Origin of the sequence: Nitrospirillum guaranorum (assembly GCF_034653275.1) — a bacterium.
Lineage (GTDB): Bacteria > Pseudomonadota > Alphaproteobacteria > Azospirillales > Azospirillaceae > Nitrospirillum.
Genome location: NZ_JAYEES010000003.1, coordinates 1,244,237 through 1,262,550, shown reverse-complemented (window position 1 = coordinate 1,262,550; position 18,314 = coordinate 1,244,237). Strand labels below are relative to the sequence as shown.

The window sequence follows — 18,314 nt, the reverse complement described above, 5'->3', positions numbered from 1 at the left end:
GCGCCGATACGGCATCATCCGGTCATTCCCACCACGGAGGTCCCCATGGCCAACCACCTGCGCTTCTTCGCCATCCATGCCGAGGATGTGGAGCGCGCCAAGACGTTCTATGAGGCGGTGTTCGACTGGCGCATCACCCCCTGGGGGCCGCCGGGCTTCTACCTGATCCAGACCGGCGCCGAGGGCGAGAGACACGTGGGCGGCGCGCTGCAGCAGCGGCACGAGCCCGTGTCCGGCACGGGCATGAAGGGCTTCGAATGCACGGTGGGCGTGGACGACTTGGACGCCATCATGGCCAAGGTCACCGCCCACGGCGGCACCATCGTCATGCAGCCCTACACCATCGACGGGGTGGGCCGCCTGATCTACCTGCACGACACGGAAGGCAACCGGGTCGGCGCCATGCAGTACGACCCGGCCTATGCGGCGGCCTTCTTCTAGGTATGCAGCGCCGGACGGCGCCTACCAGCTGCTGTTGTCGCCGCCGGAGCTGCCGCTGTCGAAGCTGCTGGAGGACGATCCGCCGTCGGACGACCCGCCCCAGCCGTCGTTGGACGACGAACTGCTGCCGGAATCGTAATCCGCGTCCGGCCGGCGGTCGGTCTCGTACACCCGGTTCTCGGTGACGTTGTTGATCACCGTCTCGTGCACCACGGTGTCGCGATGGCCGCCACCGGCCATCAGTTCGCCGGCCAGCACGCCGGTGAGGAAGCCGGTGCCCAGGCCCGGTTCCTGCACCACCACCGGGGCATAGCCGGGCTGGCCGTAGGCCGGTGGATAGGGCGGCGGCACCGGGCCGGCGGGGGCGGGACGATAGCCGCCGCCGTAAGCCGGATTGGCGCGCCGAAAGACCAGGTAGATGGCCAGGGCGGCCAGCAGCAGGCCACCCACTATCAGGATGACGGTCATGCCGTTGTCCGCCTCCGCGCGCGGTGGCGGTCCGGCCTGCACGGCGGTGTGGGATGGCGGCACGGGCTGGGCCGGAACCGGCTGGGCGGCCGGCTTCAGGAAGGACTCCTCGCGCGCCAGGTGCTGCTGGAAGGTTTCGGGGCTGCGGGCGAAGTGCAGGCTGGGATCGATCTTGCGCGCCAGCTCCAGCTCGCCCACCGCGTCCTGGTGCCGGCCTTCCAGGCCCAGCACCTCCCCAAGGTCGTAATGGGCGCGGGCGCTGTCGCCATGCTCGCGCACCACCTCGCGCAGCATGTTCTCCGCGGCGGGCAGGTCACCGGCATCCACCGCCTTTTTCACCTGCTCCGGCGAGGGGGCCGCCAGGGCCGCCGACACCGTCACCATGGCGAAGACCGCCATCGCGCCACATAGCCGTATCAACATTTCCCCGCTCACCCCTATCCAGTATCAACCGGCATGAAGAACAGTCGAATGGTAATCCAACCAACCGGCGCGCGATAGTTTCACTTCCGTTATCCCCCGCTTGATCCCGTTCCTACCAGGTGGAGCTATCGCCGCTGCTTGACCGGCCACTGTCGAATGACGTGGACGCGGCTCCGCCATCATTGCTGCCGCCCCAGTCACTCCCACCTGAACCACCCCCGCCTGAGCCGCCAGAACCGGGGTCGAAGCCCAGTGCCGGCGCGGCATCGGAACCGGCGGTGGCTGTGAAGGACGTCTGGCCGACGATAACGACGCGGCTGACACGGCGGCCGCCACGCACCCCTTCCTTCATCACGACCACGACGAACAGGATGCTCGTCAGGATGAGCAGGACCACGACGACGAATATCTGGATCAGATCCGGGTCGATTTGACTTTGCGTGGTATAGACCGCCGGCGGTGGAGGCGAGACGGCGGCCACCTCCGTGGCGACGGACGCTGGTGGCGGAACCGGCGCCGGAGGGGGCGGGACCAGCGCCAATTCATGGTCCAAGCGCTTCTGGAAAGCCGCGGGCTTGGCGAAATGCAGGGCGGGGTCGATCTTCCGCGACAGCGTCAGTTCCTCGACCGCCTCCAGATGACGCCCCTCCAGGCCCAACACCTGGCCCAGTTGGTAATGAGCCCGGGCGCTGTCGCCGCGATGCCGGATGACGTCGCGCAGCAAGCCTTCCGCCTTGGGCAGATCGCCGGCATCGACCGCCGCTTTCACCTGGCGGGCGGTGGGGGTGTCGGAAGCGGCCCACGATGTGCATGGCGCCAAGAGCAGGACCGTCCCCACGATCATCGCCCGAAAAGACCACCGCCCACCCATCCCACACCTCCAATCCGAGGGCGTGGAGTGTAGCATGCGCACTGTGGGTTGTAATGACGTCCGAGAACGTCCACATTCCGGCGCCCCTCGCCTTGGGCCCGGGGCGTCAGAACCCCGCCCCCGGCTGGTCCAGGTACTCCCGCTCCGCCGCCGTGCAGGCGCGGCCCAGGATGGCGTTGCGGTGGGGGAAGCGGCCGAAGCGGCGGATGACCTCGCGGTGACGCTCGGCATACTCCAGGTGACGGCCGGCGCCGATGCGCTCCGCCACCAGGGCGACGCAGCAATCCTGCAGCACGATCTCCTCCGCATGCTCGAACGGCAGGTAGAAGAAAAGGCGGCGCTGCACCGGCTGTTCCAGATCCTGCGCCCGGGCCACGGCGCGGCTGGCCAGCGCCTGCGCCCGCGCGTCGGTGGCGAAGGCCAGGGCGTCGCCCCGGAACAGGTTGCGGGGCACCTGGTCCAGCAGGATCAGCAGGGCCAGCGCCCCGTCGGAGGTGTCGGCCCAGGCGTCCAGCGCCCCTTCCGCCGCCGCGTGATAGCTCTCGCTCAGTCGGTCGCGGATGCGCGCGTCGATGTCCGCCCCGCCGTCGAACCAATCGTCCGGTGTCAGTTCCCCGAACCAAAAGCCCAGGACCTCCGCGGCCATCACCACGCCCATGCCACCGACCCTTGAGAGGATTGCCAAATCCGCAACATCGCACCCATCGCGTGTGTCGTTCCCCAAAATTTCAGCTACACTAATGATGCGGCCGACCGGGGAGCAGGCCGCGCTATCGCATGGGGGAACAATGCCTGACTTTGTCGATGTGTCCAACGCCGCGGACAACCCGGCGCAGGGTGGTTCGCACGCCTTCCGTTTCCATGGCACGGGCCGCGAGTATTTCCCGATCTGGATCGTGAACCTGCTGCTGACCATCGTCACCCTGGGCATCTATTCGCCCTGGGCCAAGGTGCGCAGCCAGCGCTATTTCCATGAGGCGACGGAGCTGGCGGGCGCCCGATTCGGCTATCACGCCCGTCCGCTGTCCATCCTGATCGGGCGCATCATCGTCCTGGTCCTGTTCGTGCCCTACGCCATCCTGGCCAAGATCCAGTCGCCCTACGCGCTGGTGTACGTCCCCGTCCTGCTGGTGGCGGGCCCTTGGATCATCGTCAAGGCGCTGCGCTTCCGCCTGCGCGTCACGTCCTACCGGGGCGTGCGCTTCAGCTTCTCGCACGAGCCAGGCGTCATGGCCGGGGCCTACATCAACTTCCTGGGACTGCCCATCCTGGGCGGCCTGACCTTGGGCCTGCTTTATCCCTACGTCCTGCACCAGCAATACCGCTGGATCGCGGACAACAGCCGTTATGGCGCCATGCCGCTGCGCATGGCGCCAGCCGTAGGCCGCTTCTATCTGCTATCCCTGATACTGGTGGCCGCTATACTCCTGTTCGGCGGTGGCATCGCGGCGATCATCTTCTCCATCGCACAGGCTGCCAAGACCACCGGGGACCTATCCTCGGCGCATTACGCCACCTTCCTGCTTATTCCCGTAGTCTACGCCGCGCTTTTCCTGGTGGCCCTGCTGGTCACCCTGTGGCTGGCCAAGACGGTGGTGCAGCGCCTATCCCTGGCAGACGTCACCCTGTCCGCCAGCTGGCAGCTGGGCCCGGTCCTGTGGCTGTACGTCAGCAACGGCCTGCTGCTGGTCTTCACCCTGGGCTTCGCCTATCCCTGGGTCCGTTGCCGCACCGCCCGCTATGTGCTGGAACACCTGACGGTGCACGCCCCGACGGGGCTGGATAGCTTCGTCGCCGGCGCGCAGAGCGAGACCGGCGCGTTTGGCGACCAGGCGGCGGCCTTCTTCGACATCGATGTCGGGATCGGCTTTTGACGGCCGGCGCTCCACACGCCACCTGGACGGGCCGGCTCTACCGCGCCGGCCTGTCACGGGCGGAGACGGTCACGGTGCAGGCCGGCCCCCAGGGGCTGGTCCTGTCCGGCATGGAGGGGGACGGGGCGCGCGCGGTGCCCCGGCACACCCTGACCATCGTCCCGCCCATCGGCGGCGACTATTGGCGGTTCGAGTTCGCCAACGGCGACACGCTGGAGGTCATCGGCGGCGGCCCCCTGGCGACAGCGCTGGGCCACACGCCCAACCTGCTGTCCCGGCTGGAGGGGTCGTGGCGCTTGGCGCTGGCCGCCGTGCCCGTGCTGCTGGGCCTGGGGGCCGCAACCTGGTATTGGGGCGTGCCCTGGGCCGCCGACCTGGCGGCAGCCCACACCCCGCCCTGGGTGGAGCGCAAGCTGACCGACGCCGGGCTGGACCTGATCTTCCGGAATGAGAAGGAGCGGACGACCGTCGACCCCACCCGCCAGAAGCGGCTGGCCGGCATCCTGGCCGACATGGTCGGGGCCCAGGATGGCGACGCCTTCCGCCTGCATTTCCTGAACAGTCCCCTGATCGGCCCCAACGCCTTCGCCCTGCCCGGCGGCGACATCGTCGTCACCGACCAGTTGCTGAAGATCCTGGATGATGAGGAGGTGGCGGCCGTGCTGGCGCATGAGGTGGGCCATGTGCGCCACCGCCACGGCCTGCGCCTGGCCCTGCGCGCCAGCGGCCTGTCCGTGCTGGCCGCCGTGGCCGTGGGCGACGCCAGCACCGCCGGCCATTTCCTGGTGGGCGCGCCCGTGCTGCTGCTGAACCTGCGCTTCACCCGGGAGTTCGAGGCGGAAGCGGACGCCGACGCCCTGGCCTGGCTGTCGCGGAGCCCGGGCCCACACGAGCCCCCGCGCAGCCCCTGCGCCTTCGCCCGCGCCCTGCGCAAGATCGTGGACAGCCCGGAGGTGAAGCAGGCGGCTACCATCGCCGGCCACATCCCCAGCTGGCTGGCCACCCACCCCATGACGGAGGAACGGCTGCGCCCCTTCGACGCCGCCTGCCCCACCAAAATCTGATCGATCACCCGCCAAATAAGAAAGGGCGCCCCGGTCATCCCGGAGCGCCCTTTTCACTTTCCCATCAGGGGACCGGCTTAGTGCTGGTCCGCCCACACGGCGCGCTTGGCGGCGTAGAGGATGCCGGCCAGCACGATCAGGAAGATCATGACCTTCAGGCCCATCTGGTGGCGGGCTTCCAGATTGGGCTCGGCGGCCCAGGCCAGGAAGGTCGCCACATCCTTGGCCTGCTGTTCCACCGTGGCCTTGGTGCCGTCGGCGAAGGTCACGCCACCGTCCGACAGGGGCGGCGGCATGGCGATTACATGGCCGGGGAAGGCCTTGTTGTAGTTGCCGCCCGAGGGGACGGTGAAGCCGGCCGGGGCCGGCTCGAAGCCCGTCATCAGGGCGACGATGTAATCCTCACCCCCCTTGCGCGCCTTCACGATCAGCGACAGATCCGGCGGGGCCTTGCCGCCGTTGGCGGCGGCGGCGGCCTTCTCGTTGGGGAACGGGGCCTTGAAGTGGTCGGCCGGCACGCCCTTGCGGGTGAACATCTCGCCCTCGTCATTGGGCCCGTCCGTCATGTCGTAGCCGGCGGCGATGGCGGTGATCTCCGCCTCGTTGTACCCCAGCGCGCTGAGGTTGCGGTACGACAGCAGGTTCATGGAATGGCAGGCGGAGCAGACTTCCTTGTAGACCTGGAAGCCACGCTGCAGCGCCTTGCGGTCGAAGGTGCCGAAGATGTTGCTGAAACCGCGGGTGACGGCACCGTGGCTCCATTCGTTCTTCGGGTACTCCATCTCTTCGCTGGCGACCGCGGGAGCGGCCGCAGCGACGGCGACGAGACCGGCAAGGATCAGGGACCGAAGACGACGCATCAGGCTTTCTCCATCGGCTTGGCGGTAGCACCGGCGGCCGAGGCCCCACCGCCCAGGACGGGCTTGGCGATGCTGGCCGGCAGCGGCAGGGGCTTCTCGATCAGGCCGACGAACGGCAGCGACAGGAAGAAGCCGAAGTAAACGAGGGTGGCGAACTGGCCGACATAGACCAGCGGGATTTCCAGCCCGCCCAGGTGCCAAGCGGCGTCGGCCGTCTGGGCGCCCACGTACATCAGCAGGAAGAAGGCGACCAGGAAGGCCAGGATGCCCTTCTTGAAGATGGGACGGAAGCGGGCGCTGCGCACCGGCGAGGTGTCCAGCCAGGGCAGGATGAACAGGATGGCGATGGACCCGAACATGGCGATGACGCCGCCCAGCTTGGCCTCGATCAGCTTCAGCCCGGTGAAGGGGATGGAGATGTCGAAGGTGATGGAGCGCAGGATCGCGTAGTAGGGCAGGAAGTACCACTCCGGCACGATGTGCGGCGGGGTCACCATCGGGTTCGCCTGGATGTAGTTGTCCGGCTCGCCGAAGAAGTTGGGGGCGTAGAAGACGAAGGCGGCGAAGATGGCCAGGTACACCACCGTGCCGAAGCTGTCCTTCACCGTGTAGTAGGGGTGGAAGGGCAGCGTGTCCTGCGGGCCCTTGGGCTCGACACCCAGGGGGTTGTTGGAACCGGTGACGTGCAGGGCCGCGACGTGCAGGAACACAACGGCGGCGATGACGAAGGGCAGCAGGTAGTGCAGGGCGAAGAAGCGGTTCAGCGTCGGGTTGTCGACGGAGAAGCCGCCCCACAGCAGGGTCACGATGTCCTGGCCCACCAGCGGCAGGGCCGAGAACAGGTTGGTGATGACGGTGGCGCCCCAGAAGCTCATCTGGCCCCACGGCAGCACGTAGCCCATGAAGGCCGTGGCCATCATCAGCAGGAAGATCACCACGCCGATCATCCACAGCAGCTCACGCGGCTTCTTGTAGGAACCGTAATAGAGGCCGCGGAAGATGTGGATATAAACGGCGATGAAGAAGAACGACGCGCCGTTCATGTGGATGTAGCGGATCAACCAGCCGAAGTTCACGTCGCGCATGATGCGCTCGACGGAGTTGAAGGCCAGGTTGGTGTTGGGCGTGTAGTGCATCGCCAGCACGATGCCGGAGACGATCATCGTCACCAGCATGATCATGGCGATGGCGCCAAAGTTCCAGAAGTAGTTGAAGTTGCGCGGGGTGGGAAACACCCCGTATTCCTTCTGGATCATCGTGAAGATCGGCAGACGCTGGTCGAGCCAGTTGACCACCGGATTCTTGAAAGAGGACGAAGGGCCGTGAGCCATTTCTCGCTCCCTGGGGGTCCGGCTTAGCCGATACGGATCGAAGTGTCGGTCTTGAACGCGTAGCTGGGCACTTCCAGGTTACGCGGCGCGGGACCCTTGCGGATGCGGCCGGACGTGTCGTAGACCGAACCATGGCAGGGGCAGAACCAGCCGCCGTACTCGCCGCGGGGATCGGAATTCTTCTGACCCAGCGGGATGCAGCCCAGGTGGGTGCAGATGCCGACGACCACCAGCCATTCCGGCTTCTTCGCGCGGTCTGCGTCCTTCTGCGGGTCGCGCAGTTCGGAGACGTTCACGTCCGTGGCGGACTTGATTTCCTCGGGCGTCCGGTGGCGGATGAACACCGGCTTGCCGCGCCAGGTGACGGTGATGGACTGACCCACCTGCACCGGCGCCAGGTCCACGTCGGTGCTGGCCAGCGCCAAGGTGTCGGCCGCGGGGTTCAGGCTGTCGATGAAGGGCCAAACGGTGACGGCGGCGCCCACGACACCGGTCGCGGCGGCAGCCAAATAGATGAAATCGCGGCGCGAGGGATCCCCGCCGCTGTGAGAGCCGCTCCCCGGCCCATGCCCGGCCGTCTGGGTCGTGTCCGCCATACCAAGCTTCTCCTCGAAGTCAGGGGGCACCTGAAAACGCCCCGGCGCCCGCCTCACAAGGGTTTCCCAATGTTCTTATATCCTTACCCAAGCGGACCAGCCTTGCGCAGGCCCACAGCGAATAAGGTTGACGGCCGGTGTCTTGTCCGGTCGCGGTAAATCCATATACATGCCCCCCAAGGCCTTGGGAAGCGTATGAATGTGCCCTCAACGCTATTCTTAGCTGCACAAGCGAAAGGTTTGGCGGCTTAAGAGCTAGTCTTTCCAATAACTTATCGGACTACTTTCCCGTGCGGATCGCCCTTTACCAACCCGACATCCCCCAGAACGCCGGAACCTTGATGCGCCTGGGCGCCTGCCTGAATGTGGGCATCGACATCATCGAGCCGTGTGGATTCGTTCTGGACGATAAACGCCTGCGCCGGTCGGGCATGGACTACCTGGAGGGTGTGGATCTGGTGCGCCATACCTCCTGGACCGCGTTCGAGACGCGTCGGCGGGCGAACGGTCAATCCCAGGGCGACGCAGGGCAGCCCTCCCCGGGACAGGGTTGGTCCGTGCCCCGGCTGCTGCTGCTGACCACCCGCGCAGCCTTGTGCTACACCGATTTCGTCTTCCAGCCGGACGACATCCTGCTGCTGGGCCGGGAATCAGCCGGCGTGCCGGAGGAGGTGCACGCCGCCGCCGACGCCCGCCTCGCCATACCCTTGCGCCCGGGCCTGCGTTCGCTCAACGTCGCCATGGCCGCCGCCATGGTGGTGGGCGAGGCCGTCCGCCAGTTGGACGCCTGGCCCCGCTGACCTGTTCTGGAACCCTGACTGATGACCGACATCCCCTTGTCCGCCGGCCTGTTGCCCCCGCAAGCGCTCGCGGGCGACGCCCCCCTCGCCGAAGAGCGCAAGGCGCGGGCCGCCGCCTGGTTCCAGGACCTGCGGGACCGCATCTGCGCCGCGTTCGAGGCCATCGAGGACGAGGCGGCCGCCCTGCCCGCCTATGGCGAGGGCGCGGCCGGCCGGTTCGAGCGCAAAAGCTGGGACAGGTTTGCGGAAACGGGCCCGGACAGCGATGGCGGGAGCAAGGGCGGCGGCGGCGTCATGTCGCTGATGCGCGGCCGGGTGTTCGAGAAGGTGGGTGTCAACATCTCCACCGTGCACGGCACCTTCAGCGAGGAGTTCCGGGCCCAGATCCCCGGCGCCGCGGCCACGGGCCGATTCTGGGCCAGCGGCATCAGCCTGGTGGCGCACATGCGCAGCCCCCTGGTGCCCGCCGTGCACATGAACACCCGCCATCTGGTGACGGAGCAGGCCTGGTTCGGCGGTGGCGCCGACCTGACGCCCATGTTCCTGGACAGCGCCGAGACGGCGGAGGACGCCGCCACCTTCCACGCGGCGCTGAAGGCCGCCTGCGACGCGCACGGCGCCGACTACTACGTCCGCTTCAAGGAGTGGTGCGACCGCTACTTCTTCCTGCCCCACCGCAACGAGCCCCGCGGCATCGGCGGCATCTTCTACGACCGGCACGACACCGGCGACTGGGAGGCCGACTTCGCCTTCACCAAGGCCGTGGGCCAGGCCTTCCTGGACGTCTACCCGCTGATCGTGCGCCGCCGCATGGGCCTGCCCTGGACGGAAGCGCAGCGCCACCACCAGCTGGTGCGCCGGGGCCGGTACGTGGAGTTCAACCTGCTGCACGACCGGGGCACCCTGTTCGGCCTCAAGACCGGCGGCAACATCGAAGCCATCCTGATGAGCCTGCCGCCCGAGGTGAAATGGCCTTGATGCCGCACCACGGCGCCGATAAGTGAAGCTTATAGACATAGGCGGCCAATCATGAAGACGGCAATAAATTGGCTATCGGCGATCTTTATGCTGTCGCCGCTTTTGGCCTTGTCTTGGCTCATGGCCGTCGCTCCCAATTGGCCTATGGCCGGCACGCTGCCACTCCCCCTCGTGGCCGTCCTTGGTGGAATCCTGCTGTCTCTATTCGGTCTGCCGCTGACTTTTTACACCGGAGCGGTCGTGAAGACGCTGGCGGATATGGTCGCGGTGGTTTTCGTCGTCTGGCCGTTTGGCACCCTCACCTGGCTAATTGTCGGCCGACCGAATTGGCCCCTGGTCGGCAGGACGCCTCTGCCCGTGATTCTCGCGATATTAGGCCTCCCGCTTTTCGTCATGGGCCTCTCCCGATGCGTTTTCAGGCTCATACGGCTTCGAGGCTTGCAAGTGTCAAGCAATGGGACCCTGGGAGATGATCCCAGGGTCCGATAAAAAGAGCCGGTCGACGGAAGGGGAAAGGAGGCCGCCATTCCGCCCATCGCGCCACACGACTAGCGCGCCGCCGACCGGCTGTACGGTGCCCCGTCTGAACGGGGGCGAGGGCTCCGCATCGCCCAGGCCCCAGGCACCGATAGGAATTCAACGCACCTCAGGGCGCCTTGCCGGCGTCCGCACGATCTTTGTCCAGCAGGGGCTTGAAGGCGGCGGCCAGGGCCACGTCGGCCTGGTTCACCTTCTGGTCGCCGTTCTTGTCGTGGAAGCCGAACATGCGCCAGCCGGAGGCCATGAACTCTTCCCGCGACATCTTCTGGTCGCCGTCCAGGTCGATGGCGACGAAGCGGATGTGGGTCTGCTTCAGCTGCTGGGCCTTGCGCTCCGCCGGCACGTTTTCCTGGGCCAGCCGCGCCTCGAACGCGGCGGTGTATTCCGCCTCGCTCACCCAGCCGTCGCCATTGGTGTCCAGCGCCGTGAACTGCTGGTCGCGCGCCGCCTGGTATTCCTGGGCGGTGACCACGCCGTCGCCGTTCCGGTCATGCTCCCTGATGAAGGTGGCGATGTCGTGGGACGCGGCCCGAGCCACGCCGATGGGGGCGGCACCGGCGGCCAGCAGGGCGGCGCCGATCAACGTGGTCGCGGCGAAGCGGGCGGGGCTGCGGGCGAAAGCGCGGCGGTTGGGGGCCATGACGGAAAATCCTTGGGAAAGCGGGCATCGGTGATGGGTGCCGGGGCGTCGTCCCACGTTGGCCCCCACGCCGCGTCCATCGGCGTCTGGCATTACCAATAATGATAGTCATTCTCATTTGCAAGCCTAAAAATGTCCTTGCGCCGGGTGGCGGCGCGGCCCCTCAACAAGCGCCAATTGCTATTCTTAAGAGAAAATCTAATTGAGGAAGGCTCGTGTATATATCCCACAGCGTAACAACCTCTGAGGGAGATATCCATGTCAAGCCCAACCATCACCTACAACGACATCCTGCCGCCCAACTCCTTCGTGACCGGCGTCCGCCAGGATGGCGGCGAAGGCCAGCCGGTGGTGCTGTCCGGCAATTATCAGCCGACCGGCGGCGGCAAGCCGCAGGCGATGCTATATCGCGGGCCGCTGTATCCCACGGACAGCAACGGCATCTTCCCGTTCTTGCCCACCTTTCCCGGGCAGACCATCGTCACCTCAACCTTCTACGGCCCCAACACCGCCCTGTTCGACCCCGGCCTGGGCCACGGCAACGTGCGGGCGGTGGGCAGCTACCAGTATGAGGAAAGCGGTAAGGGCGACCACGGCATGATCTACCAGGGGCCGCTGGACGGGTCGGGCACCTGGACCCAGATCGACGTGCCCGCCGACGTGGCCGGCGGCACCGTGGCCAACACCCTGGCGCACAGCACCATGGGCGACCTGGTGGTGGGCAACTACGACCTGGCGGGCCAGCCCGGTTCCGGCAACGGTTTCATCTACAACGTGAAGAGCGGCACCTTCCAGGTGTTGGACATCGGCGCCCTGGCCACCCTGTACGGCATCTGGCAGAACGGCCCGAAGGACCCGGCCCCCTACACGCTGGCAGGCGGCTACAAGCAGGGGCACGGCCTGAACACCGGCCTGCTGGCGGACTACGACCCCGCCACCGGCACGCTCAGCCGCGTCACCTCGCTGAGCTATGAGGGCAAGCCCGGCATCGTCACCCATTTCGAGGGCATCAGCGGCGTGCCCGGCGGTTATGCCCTGGCGGCCACCACCGACGCCGGCGGCGCCTTCGTCCATGTCGATCGCCTGGCCGATGGCGGCTTCGGCCCGGCGCGCTGGCTGCCGGCCGCCAACCCGGCCAGCGCCAGCATCTCCACCGCCAACTCCATTCTGCGCAACCACCTGGTCGGTATCTACCACCCCGCCAGCGGCGGCGTGCAAAGCTACGTGGCCACGCTGGCGGACTGACCCCCCAGCGAAGGGACGCCCATCGGATTGACAGCCCCGCCGGCCCATGCAACGCTGATCAGCCGTCGGTTGATCACGGTTTCACCGGACCGGCGGGGCATCAAAAACAGGCATTTATTCCAATAAACTCAATCAGCTGCGAACCGGCGCCACCAAGGCCGCCGGGCCGATAAGACGGGGAGGCTCGCCGCACTTCAAAAATAATGGAGGCGGAACGGGCATGGGTTTCAGGGACATGAAAAGGCGCGACCTGCTGAGCCTGATCGGCACGGTGGCGGGCAGCGCCGTGATGTATCAGGCGGCCACCAGCCTGGGCCTGGCGGCGGAGACCACCTACAAGGGCCCCATCAAGCTGGACGGCGACGCGAAGGGCGCGTCCATCCTGATCCTGGGCGCTGGTGTGGCCGGCCTGGTGGCGGCGATCGAGCTGCGCAAGGCGGGCTACAAGGTCCAGGTGCTGGAGTATCGGGAGAAGGCGGGCGGCCGCAGCTGGTCCCTGCGCGGCGGCGACACCTATACCGAGCTGGGCGGCTTCAAGCAGACGGTGGGCTTCGACAAGGGGCTGTACATCAACCCCGGCCCCTGGCGCATCCCCTACCACCACCGCGCCGTGCTGGATTACTGCCACCGCTACGGCGTCGCGCTGGAGCCGTTCAACCAGGTCAACTACAACGCCTATCTCCATTCCGCCAAGGCCTATGGCGGCAAGCCGCAGCGCTTCCGCGAGATCCAGGCCGACTATCACGGCCACGTGGCGGAGCTGCTGGCCAAGCTGACCCACCAGAACGCCCTGGACGGCACGGTCACCAAGGAAGACCAGGAAAAGCTGCTGGAATCGCTGCGCGCCTGGGGCGGGCTGGACAAGAACTACGCCTATGCCGCCAGCCTGGAGTCCAGCAACGTGCGCGGTTATGAGAAGGCGCCCGGCGGCGGCGTGAACGGCGCGCCGGTGCCCTCCACCCCCGCCAACCTCGGCGACGTGATGCAGGGTGGCCTGTGGCGCTTCCTGGGCATGGGCCTGCGGGATGAGTTCCAGTCCACCATCTTCCAGCCGGTGGGCGGCATGGACCAATTCCCCACCGCCCTGGCGCGGGAGGTGAAGGATCTGATCCGCTTCAACACCAAGGTGACGGAGATCCATCAGGACGATCGCGGCGTCACCGTCACCTACACCGACACGCTGAAGGGCGGGGCGCCGCAGACGGCCAAGGCCGATTGGTGCCTGTGCACCATCCCCCTGTCGGTGCTGAGCCAGATCAAGCTGAACGTGGGCCCCAAGATGGCCAACGCCATCAGCGCCGTGCCCTATGAGGCGGCGGCCAAGGTGGGCCTGCAGTTCAAGCGCCGCTTCTGGGAGCAGGACGAGGCGATCTACGGCGGCATCAGCTTCACCGACCTGCCCATCGCCATGATCGGCTACCCCAACAGCGGCTACGGCAGCCCGGGCAAGGGCGTCCTGCTGGGCACCTACGTCTTCGGCGCCTACGCCATGGAGTACACCGCCATGCCGCCGGAGGAGCGCATCAAGCGCGCCCTGGCCTACGGCGCCCAGATCCACCCGCAATACACCAAGGAGTTCGACACCGGCGTGGCCGTGGGCTGGCACCGCGTGCCCTGGACCCTGGGCTGCCACGCGTCCTGGACCGAGGAGACGCGAGCCGCGCATTACCAGGATCTGTGCCAGGTGGACGGGCGCATCGCCCTGGCGGGCGAGCACGCCAGCTACATTACCGGCTGGCAGGAGGGGGCGATCCTGTCCTCCCTCGACGCCATCAGCCGCCTGCACCAGCGGGTCGTGACGGCCTGACGCCCCCGATGAAGAGACACGCCATGAACTTTCGCAAGACCTTCGCGGTGAAGGCGGCCGGCCTGACGGCGCTGCTGACCCTGTGCTACGCCGTCGCCGGAACCACCCTGCCCCACCCGGCCCACGCCCATGCGTCGGACGCCAGTTCCGCCGCATTCGCCAGCCCGCGCCATTTCGGCCAGACGGACGGCGCCGCCCTGTACCAGGCCATTTGCCAGGGCTGCCACATGCCGGACGCCAAGGGCGCCACCGGCGCCGGCACCTACCCCGCCCTGGCCAGTAACGCCAACCTGGAGGCGGCGGGCTATCCCGTCGCCATGGTGGTGCACGGGCAGAAAGCCATGCCCCCCATCGGCGAGTTCCTGGACGACGACCAGGTGGCGGCGGTGGTGAACTACGTCCGCACCCACTTCGGCAACCATTACACCGACACGGTCACGGCGGCGGATGTGAAAGCCGCCCGGTGAGGCTACGGGGACGGGATCGGACCATTCGATCCCGTCCCCATCCCTGCCATTCCGGGCCTATTGTTTCCCAGCGGCGGCCGACGCCAGGCGTCGCTCCAGCTCTGCCAGGCAGGCGTCGCGGTCGGGCTGGAAGTCATGGGCGATCCACCAGCGCTCCAGCTCGCCCATCAGGCGGCCGACCTCCGGCCCCGGGGCCTGGCCTCTGTCCAGGATGTCCTGGCCGCGCAGGGGAAGGGGATTTCCTGCCAGGCCGACGCCTCGGCCAATGGCTCGAACAGCTCGAAGGCCGGCGTGCCCATGGCGGCGGCCGACAGCAGCAGCACGGCGCGGTAGATCTCCGGCCCCAGGCGGTGCAGGGCGATGCGCCGAGACTTGAACGGCAGGTCGGGGTGCACGTCCACCACCGGGGCGGCGATGGCCGCCAGCCGGTCCCGCTGGAAGTTGGAGAAGCGCAGCCGGTCGGCCACCGCCTCCGCCGCGCTGTGGGCCAGGGGGCCGGCCGGCAGCAGCGCGGCAAGGCGGGCCAGCGGCTCCGTCTCCCCCACCATCCACTCCAGCCGGTCCAGCGCCGCCAGGCGGTCCACCGCCACGGCCTGGGGCAGGACATGCTCCATGATCCCCTGGTCGACCATGATGCGCCAGACGTCGGCGGCGCGATCCGTGGCCAGCAGCTTCAGCAGCTCCTCCCGCACGCGCTCGCCCGACAGGCCGGCGACCAGGGGGGCCAGGCGGGTGCAGGCGTCCAGCGCCGCCGTGTCCGGCGGGCCCTTGCCCAGGCGGGCGTAGAAGCGGAAGAAGCGCAGCAGGCGCAGCACGTCCTCACGGATTCGGGTTTCGGCGTCGCCAATGAAGCGGACGCGCCCCGCCGTCAGGTCGGGCACGCCGCCGAAGGGGTCGTACAATTCCCCATCCACGGTCAGCGACATGGCGTTGAAGGTGAAGTCGCGGCGGGCGGCGTCGGCCAGCCAGTCGTCGGTGAAGGCCACCCGCGCGCTGCGGCCGAAGGTTTCCACATCCTGGCGCAGGGTGGTGATCTCGAACGTCTCGTTGCCGACGATGGCGGTGACGGTGCCGTGCTTAAGGCCGGTGGGCACGACGCGGATGCCGTCGGCCTTCAGCCGGCGCATCACCTCCTCCGGCGGCAGGGGGGTAGCGATGTCGATGTCGGCCGCCTGGATTTCCAACAGGCAATCCCGCACGCAGCCACCGACGAATCGCGCCTCCTGCCCGGTGCGCATCAGGGACTGCAGGACACGGCGGCTGGCCACGGAAGCCAGCGGGCCCGTGGGCACCAGGGAGCGGACGGAGGTCATGACGCCTTAAGGTTGTATTTTATCGCAATTTTATCAAGGCCGGGCGGCAGGGGCAACGACCGCGCCCAGGACATACGACATACCGACGGCGTCAGCCGGGCAATCCCAGGACATCGCACAGGTTCACCAGCATCCCGGCCGTGGCCCCCCAGATGTAGCGGTCGTTATAGGGGAAAACCCAGAAGTGCCGGAGGGCGCCCTTGAACTCGCGGGACTGCCGCTGGCGGCTGCCGGGGTCCAGGATGAAGCTCAGCGGCACCTCGAACACCTCCTGCACCTCGAACGGGTCGGGCTGCAGGAAAAAGGGCGGGTTGACCAGGCCCACCACCGGCACGACGCGGAAGCCGGTGCGGGTGTAGTAGGTATCCAGCCGGCCCACCACCTCCACCTGGGTGGGCGCCAGGCCCACCTCCTCCTCCGTCTCGCGCAGCGCGGTGGCCACGGCGTCGGTGTCCTCCGGTTCCACCCGACCACCGGGGAAGCTGATCTGGCCGCCATGGGCCGCCAGGTGGGCGCTGCGCTGGGTCAGCAGCACGGTCATGCCCTCCGGCCGGTCGACCAGGGGCACCAGCACGGCGGCGTCGCGCACCGTCGGCGGCGGATCGAACACGCCGCCTACATCCACTTCGTTGCCGTCGCGGTCGCCCCGGGCGCCGACGCCCGGGCCTTCGAACGCGAAGGCACCTTCGTGTCGGCCGCCTTGAGACCCCTGGGCGAAGGCGCGACGGATCGCCGCCGCCGCCGTCATGCCGCCTCCAGCCGGAAGAAGACGCCCTGGCTCCACACCCCGGCCGGGCCGCCGCCGGTTCCCTCTTCGGCCCCCTCTGCGGCCCCCTCTGCGGCCAGGGCCATGTCGGCCAGCTCATAGAACACCGGGCGGTTCAAGCGCGCCTCCAACCCACGGCCGATATCGCCGCGCACGTGAATGTAGGGGCTGGGCTCCCCCGTCGCCGGGTCGATCGCCACCCGAATCGGATGCTCCGCCCCGGCCGTGACCCAGTGGTCCAGGTTGGTGCGGAAGGACAGGGCCTGGCCCCGCCCCTCGCCCTCGCGCCGCATCTCCACCGCCACGAAGGGCGCGTCATCGACACGGATGCGGCCCCGCTCCGCCGGGGTGATCAGCCAGTAGTCCCCCGCGTCGTCCCGCCGCAGGACGGTGGAGAACAGCTTGACCAGGGGCAGCCGGCCGATGGGGCTGCCGTGGTAGAACCAGGTGCCGTCGCGGGCGATGCGGATGTCGTAACCTTCATCCGGCCGGGTGTCGGGCGCACCGTCGCCGGTGCCCCGCGCCGCCCGCAGGCCGGCCAGATCGGCGGGACCTTCCGGGGCGGTGGCGGGTTTGTCCGCGGCGTCCTGACCGGTTCCAGGACCGGCATCGGGCTTGCTTTCCGTCATGACGCAATCAACCATCAAGCCAAAAGGTCCGTCCCATCAGCCTATCGGCCGATGCGGGGGGACCGGAAATTTTTCCGATTTCGGCCACAAAGCTAGCATAAAGGGGGCTGGCATAAAGGCCCGGAGCCGGCGTTCTGGCATCGCTGGTGAACAATTGCACTCTTGGGAGACCCCGCGTTGAGCATCACCGACCTGCCCCGTGACCAGGTTTACCCGGATGCGAGCCTGGCTTTGGACATCGAGAACACGGGCCTGAAGCTGGCCAGCGTGCGCGCCATGATCGGCCAGGCCATCTTCGGTCAGGAAGAGGTGATCGACCTCAGCCTCGTCACCCTGCTGGCGGGCGGCCACCTGCTGCTGGTGGGCGTGCCGGGGCTGGCCAAGACCCGGCTGGTGGAAACGCTGGGCATCGTGCTGGGCCTGGACGAACGCCGGGTGCAGTGCACGCCCGACCTGATGCCCGCCGACATCCTGGGCTCCGAAGTGCTGGAGGAAGGGGAGCATGGCCGCCGCGCCTTCCGCTTCATCCCCGGCCCCGTCTTCGCCCAGCTGCTGATGGCGGATGAGATCAACCGGGCCAGCCCGCGCACCCAGTCGGCCCTGCTGCAGGCCATGCAGGAAGGCCGGGTTTCGGTGGCCGGGCAATACCACCCCCTGCCCCGCCCCTTCCATGTGCTGGCAACCCAGAACCCGCTGGAGCAGGAGGGCACCTACCCCCTGCCGGAGGCGCAGCTGGACCAATTCCTGCTGCAGGTGGACGTGACCTATCCCGAACGTGACGCCGAGCGGCTGATGATGATCGCCACCACCGGCGCCACCGCGGCCGCCGTGCGCCCAGTGCTGACGGCGGCGGAACTGCAGGCGGCGCAGGACCTGGTGCGCCGGGTGCCGGTGGGCGACAGCGTGGTCGACGGCATCCTGGATCTGGTGCGCAGCGGCCGGCCCGAGACCAGCGAAGTGGCGGAGGTGCGCCGCCACGTGGCCTGGGGCCCCGGCCCCCGCGCCGCCCAGGCCCTGATGCTGGCCAGTCGCGCCCGGGCCCTGATGGACGGACGCTACACCCCGTCCCTCGACGACGTGGTGGCCCTGGCCAAGCCGGTGCTGCGCCACCGCATGGCGCTGAACTTCAGCGCGCGGGCCGAGGGCGTCACGCTGGACGCCGTCATCGATCGCTTGTGCGCGCCGCTGGCCTGATGTCCGC

The 18,314-nt window shown here is 67.9% G+C and carries 19 protein-coding genes; 9 read left to right on the top strand and 10 right to left on the bottom strand.

What is annotated here, in order from left to right; all coding sequences use genetic code 11:
- Positions 1–45 precede the first annotated feature (45 nt).
- Positions 46–441: a VOC family protein gene (locus UAJ10_RS14695; protein WP_322916034.1), complete on the top strand. Its 396-nt coding sequence runs from the start codon at positions 46–48 to the stop codon at positions 439–441.
- Positions 442–462: 21 nt separating this feature from the next.
- Here UAJ10_RS14695 and UAJ10_RS14690 read toward each other — a convergent pair whose 3' ends face one another.
- The 3 genes from UAJ10_RS14690 to UAJ10_RS14680 all read right to left on the bottom strand — a co-directional run bounded on the left by UAJ10_RS14690 (position 463) and on the right by UAJ10_RS14680 (position 2,861).
- Entirely contained in the window at positions 463–1,308 is an 846-nt protein-coding gene (locus UAJ10_RS14690) for a tetratricopeptide repeat protein (protein WP_322916033.1), read from the bottom strand.
- Between the two features lie 136 nt (positions 1,309–1,444).
- Positions 1,445–2,152 (bottom strand): tetratricopeptide repeat protein, encoded by a 708-nt coding sequence (locus tag UAJ10_RS14685; RefSeq protein ID WP_322916032.1) that lies wholly within the window; start codon positions 2,150–2,152, stop codon positions 1,445–1,447.
- A 157-nt stretch (positions 2,153–2,309) separates the two neighbouring features.
- Positions 2,310–2,861 (bottom strand): DUF924 family protein, encoded by a 552-nt coding sequence (locus UAJ10_RS14680; protein WP_322916031.1) that lies wholly within the window; start codon positions 2,859–2,861, stop codon positions 2,310–2,312.
- 130 nt (positions 2,862–2,991) lie between these two features.
- On the opposite strand from UAJ10_RS14680, the gene UAJ10_RS14675 reads away from it, so the two are divergent.
- Positions 2,992–4,077 (top strand): YjgN family protein, encoded by a 1,086-nt coding sequence (locus tag UAJ10_RS14675; RefSeq protein WP_322916030.1) that lies wholly within the window; start codon positions 2,992–2,994, stop codon positions 4,075–4,077.
- Positions 4,074–5,141 (top strand): M48 family metallopeptidase, encoded by a 1,068-nt coding sequence (locus tag UAJ10_RS14670; RefSeq protein WP_322916029.1) that lies wholly within the window; start codon positions 4,074–4,076, stop codon positions 5,139–5,141. The genes UAJ10_RS14675 and UAJ10_RS14670 overlap by 4 nt, the downstream gene beginning before the upstream one ends.
- Positions 5,142–5,218: 77 nt before the next feature.
- Here the strand turns inward: UAJ10_RS14670 and UAJ10_RS14665 are convergent, their stop codons facing one another.
- The 3 genes from UAJ10_RS14665 to petA are packed head-to-tail and all read right to left on the bottom strand — an operon-like array spanning position 5,219 to position 7,928.
- Entirely contained in the window at positions 5,219–6,001 is a 783-nt protein-coding gene (locus UAJ10_RS14665) for a cytochrome c1 (protein WP_211102631.1), read from the bottom strand.
- Complete coding sequence (locus UAJ10_RS14660; RefSeq protein ID WP_145611435.1) at positions 6,001–7,332, bottom strand: cytochrome b; 1,332 nt, start codon at positions 7,330–7,332, stop codon at positions 6,001–6,003. Before UAJ10_RS14660 ends, UAJ10_RS14665 begins: the two co-directional genes overlap by 1 nt.
- Before the next feature lie 23 nt (positions 7,333–7,355).
- A complete protein-coding gene (gene petA, locus UAJ10_RS14655) occupies positions 7,356–7,928 on the bottom strand; it encodes a ubiquinol-cytochrome c reductase iron-sulfur subunit (protein ID WP_040843154.1) in 573 nt (190 codons plus the stop codon).
- A gap of 290 nt (positions 7,929–8,218) precedes the next feature.
- On the opposite strand from petA, the gene UAJ10_RS14650 reads away from it, so the two are divergent.
- Both UAJ10_RS14650 and hemF read left to right on the top strand, forming a co-directional pair.
- Positions 8,219–8,728 carry a tRNA (cytidine(34)-2'-O)-methyltransferase gene (locus tag UAJ10_RS14650; RefSeq protein ID WP_322916028.1) on the top strand — a complete coding sequence of 170 codons (510 nt, stop codon included), beginning with the start codon at positions 8,219–8,221 and terminating at the stop codon, positions 8,726–8,728.
- A gap of 21 nt (positions 8,729–8,749) precedes the next feature.
- Positions 8,750–9,706, top strand: coding sequence for an oxygen-dependent coproporphyrinogen oxidase (gene hemF / locus UAJ10_RS14645; protein ID WP_322916027.1), 957 nt, complete (start codon positions 8,750–8,752; stop codon positions 9,704–9,706).
- A gap of 646 nt (positions 9,707–10,352) precedes the next feature.
- Here hemF and UAJ10_RS14640 read toward each other — a convergent pair.
- The gene (locus UAJ10_RS14640) at positions 10,353–10,886 is read right to left on the bottom strand and encodes an EF-hand domain-containing protein (RefSeq protein ID WP_322916026.1); all 534 of its coding nucleotides are present in this window, start codon (positions 10,884–10,886) and stop codon (positions 10,353–10,355) included.
- 258 nt (positions 10,887–11,144) lie between these two features.
- Here UAJ10_RS14640 and UAJ10_RS14635 point away from each other — a divergent pair, with 258 nt between their 5' ends.
- The 3 genes from UAJ10_RS14635 to UAJ10_RS14625 all read left to right on the top strand — a co-directional run bounded on the left by UAJ10_RS14635 (position 11,145) and on the right by UAJ10_RS14625 (position 14,405).
- A complete protein-coding gene (locus tag UAJ10_RS14635) occupies positions 11,145–12,131 on the top strand; it encodes a hypothetical protein (protein WP_322916025.1) in 987 nt (328 codons plus the stop codon).
- Positions 12,132–12,351: 220 nt separating this feature from the next.
- Complete coding sequence (locus UAJ10_RS14630; RefSeq protein WP_322916024.1) at positions 12,352–13,938, top strand: NAD(P)/FAD-dependent oxidoreductase; 1,587 nt, start codon at positions 12,352–12,354, stop codon at positions 13,936–13,938.
- 23 nt (positions 13,939–13,961) lie between these two features.
- Positions 13,962–14,405: a c-type cytochrome gene (locus UAJ10_RS14625; protein ID WP_322916023.1), complete on the top strand. Its 444-nt coding sequence runs from the start codon at positions 13,962–13,964 to the stop codon at positions 14,403–14,405.
- 167 nt (positions 14,406–14,572) lie between these two features.
- Here UAJ10_RS14625 and UAJ10_RS14620 read toward each other — a convergent pair whose 3' ends face one another.
- The 3 genes from UAJ10_RS14620 to UAJ10_RS14610 all read right to left on the bottom strand — a co-directional run bounded on the left by UAJ10_RS14620 (position 14,573) and on the right by UAJ10_RS14610 (position 17,113).
- Positions 14,573–15,718 (bottom strand): CCA tRNA nucleotidyltransferase, encoded by a 1,146-nt coding sequence (locus UAJ10_RS14620; protein WP_322916022.1) that lies wholly within the window; start codon positions 15,716–15,718, stop codon positions 14,573–14,575.
- A gap of 91 nt (positions 15,719–15,809) precedes the next feature.
- Positions 15,810–16,466, bottom strand: a complete 657-nt coding sequence (locus tag UAJ10_RS14615; protein WP_322916021.1) for a CoA pyrophosphatase — start codon at positions 16,464–16,466, stop codon at positions 15,810–15,812.
- Positions 16,463–17,113 carry a DUF1285 domain-containing protein gene (locus tag UAJ10_RS14610; RefSeq protein ID WP_322916020.1) on the bottom strand — a complete coding sequence of 217 codons (651 nt, stop codon included), beginning with the start codon at positions 17,111–17,113 and terminating at the stop codon, positions 16,463–16,465. The genes UAJ10_RS14615 and UAJ10_RS14610 overlap by 4 nt, the downstream gene beginning before the upstream one ends.
- 231 nt (positions 17,114–17,344) lie before the next feature.
- On the opposite strand from UAJ10_RS14610, the gene UAJ10_RS14605 reads away from it, so the two are divergent.
- The gene (locus tag UAJ10_RS14605) at positions 17,345–18,307 is read left to right on the top strand and encodes an AAA family ATPase (RefSeq protein ID WP_416235395.1); all 963 of its coding nucleotides are present in this window, start codon (positions 17,345–17,347) and stop codon (positions 18,305–18,307) included.
- Positions 18,308–18,314: the final 7 nt, after the last annotated feature.

What these genes read in the sequence shown, in the direction of transcription:
- UAJ10_RS14625 (WP_322916023.1), top strand. Translation starts at nt 13,962, where the DNA reads ATGAACTTTCGCAAGACCTTCGCGGTGAAGGCGGCCGGCCTGACGGCG.
- UAJ10_RS14665 (WP_211102631.1), bottom strand. Translation starts at nt 6,001, where the DNA reads ATGCGTCGTCTTCGGTCCCTGATCCTTGCCGGTCTCGTCGCCGTCGCT.
- UAJ10_RS14615 (WP_322916021.1), bottom strand. Translation starts at nt 16,466, where the DNA reads ATGACGGCGGCGGCGGCGATCCGTCGCGCCTTCGCCCAGGGGTCTCAA.
- UAJ10_RS14690 (WP_322916033.1), bottom strand. Translation starts at nt 1,308, where the DNA reads ATGGCGGTCTTCGCCATGGTGACGGTGTCGGCGGCCCTGGCGGCCCCC.
- UAJ10_RS14620 (WP_322916022.1), bottom strand. Translation starts at nt 15,718, where the DNA reads ATGACCTCCGTCCGCTCCCTGGTGCCCACGGGCCCGCTGGCTTCCGTG.
- hemF (WP_322916027.1), top strand. Translation starts at nt 8,750, where the DNA reads ATGACCGACATCCCCTTGTCCGCCGGCCTGTTGCCCCCGCAAGCGCTC.
- UAJ10_RS14680 (WP_322916031.1), bottom strand. Translation starts at nt 2,861, where the DNA reads ATGGGCGTGGTGATGGCCGCGGAGGTCCTGGGCTTTTGGTTCGGGGAA.
- UAJ10_RS14640 (WP_322916026.1), bottom strand. Translation starts at nt 10,886, where the DNA reads ATGGCCCCCAACCGCCGCGCTTTCGCCCGCAGCCCCGCCCGCTTCGCC.
- UAJ10_RS14630 (WP_322916024.1), top strand. Translation starts at nt 12,352, where the DNA reads ATGGGTTTCAGGGACATGAAAAGGCGCGACCTGCTGAGCCTGATCGGC.
- UAJ10_RS14660 (WP_145611435.1), bottom strand. Translation starts at nt 7,332, where the DNA reads ATGGCTCACGGCCCTTCGTCCTCTTTCAAGAATCCGGTGGTCAACTGG.
- UAJ10_RS14635 (WP_322916025.1), top strand. Translation starts at nt 11,145, where the DNA reads ATGTCAAGCCCAACCATCACCTACAACGACATCCTGCCGCCCAACTCC.
- petA (WP_040843154.1), bottom strand. Translation starts at nt 7,928, where the DNA reads ATGGCGGACACGACCCAGACGGCCGGGCATGGGCCGGGGAGCGGCTCT.
- UAJ10_RS14610 (WP_322916020.1), bottom strand. Translation starts at nt 17,113, where the DNA reads ATGACGGAAAGCAAGCCCGATGCCGGTCCTGGAACCGGTCAGGACGCC.
- UAJ10_RS14695 (WP_322916034.1), top strand. Translation starts at nt 46, where the DNA reads ATGGCCAACCACCTGCGCTTCTTCGCCATCCATGCCGAGGATGTGGAG.
- UAJ10_RS14675 (WP_322916030.1), top strand. Translation starts at nt 2,992, where the DNA reads ATGCCTGACTTTGTCGATGTGTCCAACGCCGCGGACAACCCGGCGCAG.